Here is a 12,473-nt window from a genome sequence, read left to right on the forward strand (position 1 = left end):
ATGGTTGCAGTCCCGAAGAACCAACCTGTCCCCCAGGATCACTCCGGGGAAATTGCGCTCTCCTCCGGTTTCCAGCCCGGTTTTCTCAGCCGGTAGATGATCAGCGGGATGGCCACTACGATAAGGAGCCCCGCAATCATGAAGAGTACATAGTGCAATGAAGAAAATGACGAAAAGGATATCTGGCTTGGTGGGATGAGGGCCAGGATAAACAGGAAGACCATTGCTGCAAAACCCCCGCCGGCCACCAGCCAGATCCCTGCTTTTCCGCCGGGAATGACAAATGAACGGGGGACTTCGGAATGGTTATACCGGAGTTTTATCGCTGCGGCATACATGAAGAAATACATCACGATATACACGATCGTTGTCAGCGCGAGGAGAATCCAGTAGGAACTGTTGACCCCCCCGGGAAGGATTGCGTATACCCCAACCCAGAACGTGAAGAAAACACCCTGGAGGATCATCATGTTCACCGGAATCCCTTCGGCATTGGTCTTTTGCAGTACCGGCGGGAGGTTCCCGTCTCTCGCAGTCGATACGAGCCCTCTCACCGGGCCAAGGATCCAGGTCGAGGCTTCACCGATGGAACCCAGCACGATCAGGAGTGCAATGAGGGGAAGAAGCCATGGGACACCGGCGAAAATGATCTCGAATGCCTGCATGATGCCGGTAAGGATATCCAGGTTGCCGGCAGGCACCAGGAGTGCGACAACGAGCGATCCGGCAATACTCACGACGGCCATTACCATGCCGACGATAAGGATTGCAAGGGGATAATTCCTTTTTACATTTTTAACTTCGTTTGCATGTGCGGCTGTCATCTCTATGCCGATAAAGAGAAATACGAACGTCAGCAGGAGAACGATGCTGCTCATGTTGGTGAAATCCGGCATCAGGTCGCTTACTGTCGGGTGAAGGGTGATCTGGACGGGATTGCCTGCAGATATGTACTGGATACCCCCCACGATCAGGATAGCCGCGGGAATCAGCATACCAATAACGAGGAATGACCAGCTGATGCGGGTGTAAGTCTTGAGCCCCCGGAAATTCAGGAATGTCATGCCCCACCAGATAACAACACTGATTATGAACTGGTACATCTTGTTGTCGGCAACCTGGGGGATGAACGCGTAAGCAAAGGTTGCAGCGATAAAGGTCAGGGCAGCGACAAAACCAATCGTCATCTGGAACCATTGCAGCCAGACCGCAACAAACCCCCAGTGCTGGCCAAACGCCTCTTTGACCCAGACATAGACCCCGCCGGTCTGCGGCCAGCCGGTCGCGAGCTCGGCTGATACAAGGGATGCGGGGATGAGATAGAGGAGGATGGCAAGCAGGCAAAAGGCGATCAGCTGCCACTGGGTCTCGGCCATGTTGGGATATTTGCGGATATTGAACAGGGCCGCAAGAGTCAGAAGGGTAAATACCGCAAGCCCCATCCGGAAGGCCGATCTCTTTTCTTCATCCATGTAGTAAGCTAACCTCCTCTCCTCCGATGACTCCTGCTATGCCCCGGTATTAACCCATTCCGGGTTACTTCTCGTTTTCTATTGCCTGTTCTATCTTCTTTTTCATGATCTCAAGGTACTGCTCCCATGCAACCGGAATATGTGCCGAATGGGAGAGGAACGGGTTGAGGATACAGATCCGCAGGACATACACCGATTTGACCCGGTTCCATTCCTTCTCCGAAATGCCCAGCCGCTTGACAAATGCCTTGGGGGCAACGCCATAATCGGCATCGCTTAAGGCAGTTTTGGAGGTGATCCAGTCATTCTTGTACACCGGGCCGCTGATGTAGGAGGATTCATTGTAAATGGCTTCATTGAGATCGTTCATCTTGTCGAGATTTGTATTTCCCTTCTCGTTGAACGCCATGCAGACGATATTGAAATCCGGTGTTCCCACGAGCGGTTCTACGATGAACTCCCTTCCCTTGACTTTCAGGCTTTTTGTTTTCTGGAGTGCCTGGGTGAACATCTGTGCCCCCTCAATACTCCGTCCGATGATCTGGCCGTACCCGGTGATATTTAAGGGAATGACCCGGTGGCTGGCCCAGACTGCCGCGGCAGTTGCACCGGCTTTTGAACCTTCCATGATGTAACTCCCAAGAAGCGTGGGGGCGTTCTCACCGGATTCGAAGACATAGGCTGCAAAGTAGGAGATAAGGTCGAGGATACGCCGGTCCCTGATTGCAATGCCTCCTGCTGCATACGGGACATATCCCATCTTGTGGGGATCTATCGTGATAGAATCCGCTTTTCCCATTGCTTTGTAGGAGTCATAGATCAACTTGCTCGGGTAGGTGTGGTCATGGATAAATATCTTGTCGGATTTCAGGCGCTTTTTGAGCTCATCGTATTCCATGAACCTGCTGTTTTCATCGAGATAGAGTGCACGGGAATAGCCGCCATAGGCTGCATCGATGTGGAAGTAGAAGGAGATCCCTTTCTTCTCGTAATCGTCCCGGAGTTTTACAATCCGTGCAATCTCGTCAACCGATCCCTCTTCCGTTGTTCCCACAACCGCAACAACAGCGATTACCGGGATCTTCTTTGCAACGTGGTCATCGATGGTCTTTTTCAGGACATCCAGGTCCATGTGGAAGTTATCGCCAACCTGGATCTCGATCAAGTTTTTGTTCCCTATACCAAGGACATCGGCCCCTTTGACCCAGGAGTAATGTTTGGACTGGGGAACGAGGACAACCCCGAGCGTTCCCTTCCCGACCCCGGTGCCCCGGACGGTCTCGTTCCTGACGGCATCGAAACACCCGGCTTTTCGTACCTTATCTACAAGATCAAGGATTTTTCCCGTGGGCATATTCTGGAGCTGCCAGTCGTCCATCCCTTTGACCAGTTCGGGTTTCACTTTTTTTACCGCAAGAGGGAACGATTTGATGTTCCGGGCCATCCAGAGTCCCTCATAGTTGGCAATAGTACCATCGGTGGTGATATGTCCCCAGGAGGTTTCCGGGTCAAGCCCGAGCATGGTTGCCATGTCTTTTCCCGCTTCGATCTCAAGGACCGTGGTCACGGGAGAAGCCTCATAGGCACAGTTGTTCGGGTTGTAGAGGATGGTGGCCATGTACGCAAGGTTTGCAACCATGAGGGTGTCGCTGTTCATATGCCCGAGGTAACGGGCCGAAAACCAGGGCATGGAATCTTCCTTGAGTTTTGCGGAAAGACTGAGCAGGACTTCCGAAGTCCGGTCAAGGGTTGCCTGGAAGTGCTCGCTGCGCATCTCTGAAGCGGATGTCACGTTAGGGTCTTCCGGGTGGAAGTCCCTGCGCCAGTGGAGGTGCTCATCCATGAGGAAGGAGAGCATGTTCTTGAAATAGTCCCGGTTCTCTGACCGGGGGCCGAGGAACAGGGCCTTTACGTCAACATCCTCTGCTTTTGCCTGCGTGCTCTTGGTTGGTTTTTTTATTGCTTTTTTTGTTTTCTCAGCCATAATCGGATCACCATTGTTCATGATTATTCAGTTGTCTCTTCAGCAGTTTTTCCAATCTTCCATGCCGGTTTCTTGAATGCGTAGATGATTAAGGGAATGACTGCTACAAGGATCGTTCCTACAACCATGAAGGTCACAAAGCTGCTTCCCTCTTTGATCTGGGTAGGCGGGAGCATGGCCAGGATGAACAGGAGGGCCATCATGAGGAACCCGAAGCCGGCAACTATCCACATGCCGGCTTTTCCTCCGGGAATCGTAAATGCCCGCTTGACTTCGGGTTGGGAGTACCGGAGTTTGATTGCTGCTGCATACATCAGGAAATACATGACGATGTACACGGTCGTGGTCAGGGCAAAGAGCATCCAGAATGAACTGTTCACGCCACCGGGCAGGAGGACATAGACTGCGCCCCAGAACGTGATGAGGATGCCCTGGAGGATCAGCATGTTGACCGGGATACCGTTCTTGTTGGTTTTCTGCAGGACCGGGGGAAGCGTTCCCTCAGACGCGGTGGCAAAAAGACCCCGTACCGGTCCAAGGATCCAGGTCGAGACCTGCCCGATTGCCCCGATTGCGATGAGCAGGGCAAAGAGCATGGTCAGCCACGAGAGGTGAATGCTCGCAAAGATGACATTGAAGGACTGCATGATACCGGCAAGCAGGTTGAGGTTGTTGACCGGGACGAGCATGGCGACAATGAGTGCCCCTATGATGCTCACGACCGCCATGACAACGCCCACGATGAGAATGCCGAGCGGATAGTTCTTCTGGACATCCCTGATCTCTTTTGCATGCGTTGCCGTCATCTCGATGCCGATGAAGACGAACACGAAGGTGACTAGGAGAACAAGATTCGACGCTGAAGATAAATCGGGCATAAAGTCGCTGACTGCGGGGTGCATCGTGAGCTGGACCGGGTTACCTGCAAGGATATACCACAATCCCCCGATGATCAGGACTGCTGCCGGGATGAATGTCCCGAGCACCACCGACCAGGAACTGATCCGTGCATATTCCTTGAGCCCCCGGAAGTTGAGGAACGTGAGGCCCCACCAGATCACGACAATTACGATGAACAGGTACAGCTTGTTGTTCGCGAGATCCGGATTGAAGAGAAAGGAGAATGTTGCGGCAATGAACGTCAGAATACTGATGAACCCGATGGTCATCTGGAACCACTGCAGCCAGACAGCGGTAAAACCCCATCTCTCACCGAATGCTTCCTTAACCCAGACATAGACCCCGCCTTCCTGGGGCCACCCGGTTGCAAGCTCGGCAGACACGAGGGATGCGGGGATAAGGTAGATAACGATTGCGAGAAGGCAGAAGATGATCGACTGCCATCCGACTTCGCCCTGGGTCGGAAATGTCCGTATGCTCATCAGGGCTGCTGCCGTGATGAGAACGAATGCGACGAGCGACAGTTTGAATCCATTACCCGTGTTTTCAGCCATTTCAATCACACTTTTTGAAAATGTAGTATAAAAGTAATTATAGTTACCGAATAAGATAGACGGTAATTGATGAGGGGATGGCCGGGAAAAAGAAATGGCCGATCAATATGTGGTTGTTAAAAAATCCCGATTGAAAACCCCATCTCCCTCACATCACGTTTTTTCAAAGGGGTTCTGTGTGTGACCTGCCATGCTGATGGTTTTTCGTCATGCTTTTGAACGTTATCGCACTATTCAGGGAGGCCCTGGAACGTGCGGGACAGGTGCAATCTGATCGATGCGCCTGCATACGTGCCGGGGTTTTCTCTACAAGGGCACCGGGCATGGCGACAAGAACTCGTGCGTGATGATGGAATAACCTGCGATAACCCCCAGCCCGACATTTTATTGCAATCAAAATTTTCGGACGTTTTCCACCCGGAAAAACCCGGTCCTGTGATAGTTCACAAACCGGGGGGTTGGAAGGAATGGAACGAATGAATGCACAGGACTCCGAAAGGAACCCCCCATGTGGGAGCGTGCCGGGCATCAAAACCCATACGGAATGATCTCCTCTAAAAATGCTCCTTTTGGCAATCGGAGCCCGATTTGCAAAACCGGTTTTTCGGAGGGTTGCATTCTTTTGCGAATTGCAGCACACCGATTTTGAAAACTGTCCAAATCATCGTTATTTTGCGCATTTGATGGGCATTTCAGCCCCCAAAAACGGCCTTTTTAGTCCCGTTCCAGTGCACGATCTGTTCTTTTTCCGGACGGGGGGTCGCCCGGTAAAATTGCGGGGGGTTTGATCCAGACTCACCGGTTTACCACACCCGGCTTTCATGCAGACTACGGGTTCGATCATTATTGACGTTGTGGCGATCGTGATTCTGGGTGTGGGAATCGTGTTCGCCCGCCGCTGGTGAATACGAAGGCAGAACCCGGCCCTGTACCATGACTTGGATTAAATTCTCACTTTTTTACGCAGATGATGGTTTCTGGAAGAAAAATTCATGATCTGCGTTGTAACTGGAACCCGGGTGTGTTACCATCATCATTGATATCCGGAAAAATCTACCACATGTCCATCGTATGCATCAATAGAAATCATCCCCCCTTCATGAGTTCCCATAACTATTCTGTGAACATGAAAAGACCAAACCATTTCCTGGTTCCCATCCATATCCTTCCAGGTTTTTTGTCCAAGTGGGACTATCTCGGCGGGTTGGAGATCCCGTAGTCCAATCTTCAGAAAAAATGCATCTGCATATTTCCATGCCTGATCTTCCGTCAATGCAGATGATCGGTTGGATCCAAAGGATAGTGTCCCGTAAAAATGGGGAGTGAGTGTAGTCACGACAGTGACGGGAGTTATTGTCTGGTTTTGCGTCGGGGAGACTGATGTCGGCGGTTGTTGTGGAGTGGACAGAGCGTTATGAGTCTCCGGGCGAGTGTTTGCTGAAATATTAATTGCATTCGGTTGCGGAGTTCCGATGCAGCCGCTGGTACCAAGAATGAGTCCAATGATGACTGAAAAAAATACTTTCCGGATTATTACATCATTCCGATCCATTATTTCCCCTTATCCGAATTTAATATACCGGACAATCTGCCCATTATGTGCATCAACAATGATCTGCCCGCCATAAAAATTTGGATTACTCGTGTCTTGTTTGATTTCAAACTGCCATGCGAGATGTTGGGTGTTATTATCATCAATCGCGATGACCAACCCAAGATTTTTCCTTTGAGTCACGCCAATGGCTCTAATACCCATGCCTTCAAAATATTTTTTCACCTTTTCCCAAGCTTGTTCTTCCGATTGATCGGGATTCAGGTTGAGATTTGCATCTCGGGGAATGTACCATTCATGATAGGATTTGACTTTCCCGTCACGTGCATCAAGAGTAACATCAATTTGATTAAATCCAGCAATCTCTTTAGAATCAGTTGATGATTCATTTGGAAGAACAAAATATTGCCTCCACGAATATACGAATCCACTGTCTTTTGCTATCTGACTAATCGTTTTAATCACTTTGTTTGTTTCATTTTCCCAGAATTCAGGACATTTTTCTTTGGCATATGATTCCGCTATCATTAATCCCGAATTGATATTGATTGTCTCGTTCTTGATCTTTAATCCTGTGTCATATGATGACATGGACTGTACTCTGCGAGTGACATTATTTACCTTGAATGAATAATTTCCGGATTCAAATTCATACAAATCCGCATACGAGTAATTCCTGATGCCGGTAAACGTGAGGTTTATTTCGGGTGATCTGGTAAAATTACGGATAATATTTTCAGCCTGAATAGTGAATGGGGTTGTTCCAGATGTTTGGTTTAACGTCGTCGATATAGTGGAAAAGGTTGTTTTTTGTTGATAGTCGAGATGTTCATTGTTAACAATACACCCTGAAATCATGGTGATTACGATGATTAATAAAAAAAGAAAAATTTTTGATGGTTTTCCAGTAAAATTCATGTAACATTCTCCGCTTATCCGAATTTAATATACCGGACAATCTGCCCATTATGCGCATCAACAATGATCTGCCCGCCATAAAAATTTGGATTCATCATGTCTTGTTTGATTTCAAACTGCCATGCGAGATGTTGGATGTTATTATCATCAATAGCGATGACTAACCCAAGATTTTTCCTTTGGGTCACGCCAATGGCTCTAATTCCCGTGTCTTCTAAATATTTTTTCACCTTTTCCCAAGCTTGTTCTTCCGATTGATCGGGATTCAGGTTGAGATTTGCATCCCTGGGAATGTACCATTCATGATAGGATTTGACTTTCCCGTCATGTGCATCAAGAGTAACATCAATTTGATTAAATCCAGCAATCTCTTTAGAATCAGTTAATGATTCATTTGGAAGAACAAAATATTGCCTCCACGAATATACGAATCCACTGTCTTTTGCTATCTGACTAATCTTTTTAATCACTTTGTTTGTTTCATTTTCCCAGAATTCAGGACATTTTTCTTTGGCATAACTATCAGCGATTAACAATCCCTGATTAATGCTGATAATATTATTTCCCGTGGAGGGTTCGATCACATTTGTATATTGAGATTGTATCCTTCCCGTATTACGGTTGACATTATAGGTAACATTGTCAGCTGTGAATGTATCCAAGTAGCCGTATGAATAATGTGTAGTTTTCTGATATACCGGACCTTTACTATCATTATCAGAAGAAAATTTTCGGATTGATTGTTGTTCTTTTAGCAAAGTGGATTTTCCTAGAAGACTTTCACTAGCTGGTGAGGATTCCTGTTCTGACTGGTCCAATTTTAAACGCTGGATCATTTGATTTACAGCACCTGTGGGAAGAGATTGTGAACAACTAGATCCTTGAGAATAAAGATGTTCAAAAAGACAATATTGGTACTTATCTGGATTATCTATTGGACCTTCCAGAGACTTGCAATATGAATCTTCTGTTGCTGCATTTTTCCCATCCTCATGAGCCTGCTGTATCGTTTTTCCATTTTGTAGTGCACTCCAAAAAGCAGAACTATAACTATGCATACCATCAGCTGCAATCAATTCAGTCCATCCCATCGCACAGCCGGCACTTTTTGATATTACAACATCGACAAGATTTCCATGGTCGGCAGATGTATTGCCAGTATGACATCCGAAAAAAACCGCCAGTTTCATATTGCTGTATGATGTACTGGCTTCATCAAAACTATTCGTATTATTCTTCGCATAAAAAAGAGTCTGGCCAGGGTCAAAGAAAGAATCATTAAGCTGAATCTCCCCGAGATTACCATGGCCACTAAAAAAGAATATCTGATCGTTTGGAAGCCTTGATTTTATGGTTATAGGATCTGCGTTATAGAATGTTGTTGGATTATAATTCATCAATTGTTGTTTACTTGCTGCATCTTCAATATCTGATTGATGCATTAAACGACCCGCAATATCCGTTGCTTGATTCGATATCAGCGCCGTCACCACCACATACCCCACTTTTGTCATGGTATTGTTCCCGCCGGCATTCGTAACGGTCAGGCTGACCGTGTAATTCCCGGCATTCGAATACGTATGCGTCGGGTTCTGCAGCGTTGATGTCCCACCATCGCCAAAAGACCAAAACCACGTTAAAGGATCTCCTTGTGATGCATCAGTAAAAATAATGTCTAACGGCATGTTTCCGGAACGTGGTGTACCATTAAATTCGGCAACAGGTAGTTCGATCGTATCCTCCGCCATCAGGGAAATGCTTCGTACAAGATTATTTGTCCACTGATTTCCTGCTGCAACAATTTTTAGGGTACTTGCAGTTGTCCATGACCTGTCAGAAATATCAAATTGAACTGTAGAATCACACGCGGTTATGTTTCCCAGTAAAATGTTGTCGAGGTATACTTCTATAGGTTCAGAATCATAGTAACCGAGTCCCATGGTAACACGTACATACTGACCCCCTGTTGCATCAAGAGTTGTCTGCATTGTCCCCCGATCACCTGTATGACAGAAGATGACTGTGGCATGATAATCTGAATAGTCCGCCTCCCAGTCATCAGGTTCCCAATACATTTCCGGTCCGTTTTCACTGGTAAATGTCCACCCATCAGGTATTGGTGGCCACCAGATGCCTTGTTGCTCATTCAGGATTTCCTGTTCATACGTCTCAGTTACCTGATCAAATTGTCCATTTATCGCGCGTTCTGAAAGATTTGTTCCATATTGTTTTGTATTCCTGATTGTTTTGGAATGAGTCGCCGGAATGATAATCGATTTATTTTTGAAATCTTCCGTAGAAAATATTTTATTCCCTCTCCGGTCAAGGACTTCCCGGATTCCGTTATTGGATCGATACACCAATCCTCTCTTGGAAACAGAATGATTCGTTGTACGGTTTTCATGTATTTTTTGTTTCGCCTTCGTAGGTACAGGAGATAGGTCAATTGCTGATTTCGCAACCTCCGGTTTAACCCCGTTTGCAGTATCAGATATCAGGATTTTTTCTTTTCCGTGCACGGGAATATTCAGAGAATTATTTCCTTTAAACGCTGTTGAAGTATCGATGAGGGTTTTGTTATCCCAACCGGTAACATTTGCTATGGGGGACCCGATATTCATATCATGCAAAATCAATACCGGCGTAGCATTCATTGGGATTGCCGTTTTGACTATTTCATCAGCACCGACTACTGGCATTTCAAAAAATGCCAAAAACAAGACTATGATGCAAAGGATAATGAGAGAATCTGATTTCATCAGTTTCGTTGCCTCCAGGAATATGTTGCATGTCTTTAAGAGGCATGGAAAATCTTCATCAGGATGGAAGATCCGGTTCTCATGCCTACGGGCAGGACCGGGTTCAACAGAGTTTCGTCGCTTGGTGAACCCGTCCTTCTTCCTTTTTCGGGACAACCACCGGCTATCCCCACAAATTGATTTCTAATTAAAATATTTATAATTTATTTATTAATATTGTCATAGATTATCTTCTTTGAATAATATACGGCGCGTTGAGCGGGAAACTGAAAATAGGATGAATTAACGAAGCCGTGAAGAAATTTTTCTGGGGTAAAGATTCTGCGCAGAGTGCTTTTAGTATCCGCATTTTCATTCAATACTCCACTTCTTGACCCGAGAATAGGGAACATTACCTGGTCTTTTAGGTTACCGTGCATTCCCTCTTATTTCCTTTTGAGAGGTGCATAATATCCTGTGACTGACGTTAACCGCATATCACAGGTCTGAACTGGATCATCATCCACTCGATAAATCAGGGTGTAATTGAGATTTGAGATTTTAGCATTCTGCCAGGGTTCATCCCGGCGTTTATCCGAAAGATCGCAGGGTTTATATCCGCGCCCCTCCGGGTGATGGCGGAAATAATTACACTATCTTTATCCAGAACGGTCTGGCATCTTAAAAAAAAGATCGGGGGTGAGATCATCCCATCATGCCCGGTGGCATGCCGCCCATTCCGCCGGGGGGCATACCGCCACCCGGAGCAGCGGACTTTGCGGCGGCGATGACGTCATCGATCCTCAGGATCATGACTGCAGCTTCTGCCGCGCTCGAGATTGCCTGCGTCTTGACCCGGAGGGGCTCGACAACGCCGAGCTTGAGCATATCGGAGGGTTTCTTTGCGTCGGCATCGACCCCGAAGGTCTTCTTGCCTGCTTCATGAGCTGCCCGCATATCCACGAGGATGTCGATTGCATTGAGCCCTGCATTCTCCGCGAGTGTTTTCGGGATGACTTCCATTGCTGCTGCAAACGCTTCGATGGCCAGCTGGACCCGGCCCCCGACCGTTGCGGCATATTCGCGGAGACGCAGCGAGAGCTCGGTCTCGGGTGCGCCGCCACCGGCAACGATCTTCTTGCCCTCGACTACTACGGAAACCACCATGAGTGCGTCGTGGATTGCACGTTCGAGTTCATCGACCACATGCTCTGTACCGCCCCGGACAATGATGGAGACCGCTTTTGGGTTCTTGCACTTCGAGACAAAGATCATCTCGCCGCCAGAGACCTTGCGCTCCTCGACAAGCCCGGCAGTGCCGAGGTCCTTTGACGAGACTGCATCAATGCTGTTGGCAATCGTTGCCCCGGTTGCCCGGCCAAGGTTCTCGCAGTCGCTCTTCTTGACCCGGCGGATGGCGAGGATGCCGGCCTTTGCCAGGTAGTGCTGCGCAACATCGTCGATACCTTTCTGGCAGAAGAGAACGTTTGCACCGCTCTTGATGACCTTGTCCACCATGACCCGGACCATGTGCTCTTCCTCGTCGAGGAATGCCTGCACCTGTTCTGGCGTGGTCATGTTGATCTTCGCGTTCACTTCGGTCTTCTTGAACTCGATGGCCGCGTTGAGGAGCAGGATCTTCGCGTTCTTGACAGACTCCGGCATGGACGGGTGGGCCCGCTCCTTGTCGATGACCATGCCTTCGATGAGTTCCGTGTCTTCTACGGAAGAGCCGACTTTCTTCTCCACGTTGATGTGGGCGAGGTCCGCTTTGCCGTCGGGATCGATGACCGAGGTGACTGCCTTGACGATGATGTCGCAGAGCAGGTCCTTCGATGCCTCGGCATTCTTGCCGGTCAGGGCCGTCCCGGCGATCTTTTTGAGCATTGCCGTGTCGGTGGGCTTGACCGTGATGGCAATCCCGTCGAGAATGGTGAGCGCTTTTGCCGCTGCCATTGTGTAACCTTCGGCAATAACGGTCGGGTGGACGCTCTGGGCAAGGAGTCCCTCGGCACTCTTGAGCAGTTCGCCGGCAATGATGACGGACGTGGTGGTGCCGTCCCCGACTTCAGCATCCTGCGTCTTTGCAACTTCGACAATCATCTTGGCTGCGGGGTGCTCGATATCCATTTCCTTGAGGATGGTAACGCCGTCGTTGGTGATGGTGATCTCGCCAATCCCGTCGATGAGCATCTTGTCCATCCCGCGTGGACCGAGCGTGGAGCGGACCGCTGCTGCCACGGCCTTGGCCGCTGCAAAGTTGCTGTTCTGGGCTTCCTGGCCGCTGGTCTTCGTTGTTCCTTCCCTGACAATGATGATGTTTTGTCCACCGAGTTGTTGTGACATGGTATTACT

General features: G+C 48.5%; 7 protein-coding genes. All 7 read right to left on the reverse strand.

Annotation, left to right across the window (positions count from 1 at the left end; all coding sequences use genetic code 11):
- Positions 1–38: 38 nt before the first annotated feature.
- Positions 39–1,472 (reverse strand): amino acid permease, encoded by a 1,434-nt coding sequence (locus tag WC598_RS01405; protein ID WP_372959675.1) that lies wholly within the window; start codon positions 1,470–1,472, stop codon positions 39–41.
- Between the two features lie 64 nt (positions 1,473–1,536).
- Entirely contained in the window at positions 1,537–3,456 is a 1,920-nt protein-coding gene (locus WC598_RS01410; RefSeq protein ID WP_372959676.1) for an aspartate aminotransferase family protein, read from the reverse strand.
- Positions 3,457–3,479: 23 nt separating this feature from the next.
- The gene (locus tag WC598_RS01415) at positions 3,480–4,910 is read right to left on the reverse strand and encodes an amino acid permease (protein ID WP_372959677.1); all 1,431 of its coding nucleotides are present in this window, start codon (positions 4,908–4,910) and stop codon (positions 3,480–3,482) included.
- Between the two features lie 1,033 nt (positions 4,911–5,943).
- Positions 5,944–6,462 carry a hypothetical protein gene (locus WC598_RS01420; RefSeq protein ID WP_372959678.1) on the reverse strand — a complete coding sequence of 173 codons (519 nt, stop codon included), beginning with the start codon at positions 6,460–6,462 and terminating at the stop codon, positions 5,944–5,946.
- 9 nt (positions 6,463–6,471) lie between these two features.
- A complete protein-coding gene (locus tag WC598_RS01425; protein WP_372959679.1) occupies positions 6,472–7,380 on the reverse strand; it encodes a hypothetical protein in 909 nt (302 codons plus the stop codon).
- Between the two features lie 14 nt (positions 7,381–7,394).
- On the reverse strand, positions 7,395–10,139 hold the full coding sequence (locus WC598_RS01430) for a PKD domain-containing protein (RefSeq protein WP_372959680.1): 2,745 nt from the start codon (positions 10,137–10,139) through the stop codon (positions 7,395–7,397).
- A gap of 684 nt (positions 10,140–10,823) precedes the next feature.
- Positions 10,824–12,464: a thermosome subunit alpha gene (gene thsA, locus WC598_RS01435; RefSeq protein WP_372959681.1), complete on the reverse strand. Its 1,641-nt coding sequence runs from the start codon at positions 12,462–12,464 to the stop codon at positions 10,824–10,826.
- Positions 12,465–12,473 lie beyond the last annotated feature (9 nt).

This window comes from Methanoregula sp., from assembly GCF_041645475.1.
Taxonomy (GTDB): domain Archaea; phylum Halobacteriota; class Methanomicrobia; order Methanomicrobiales; family Methanospirillaceae; genus Methanoregula.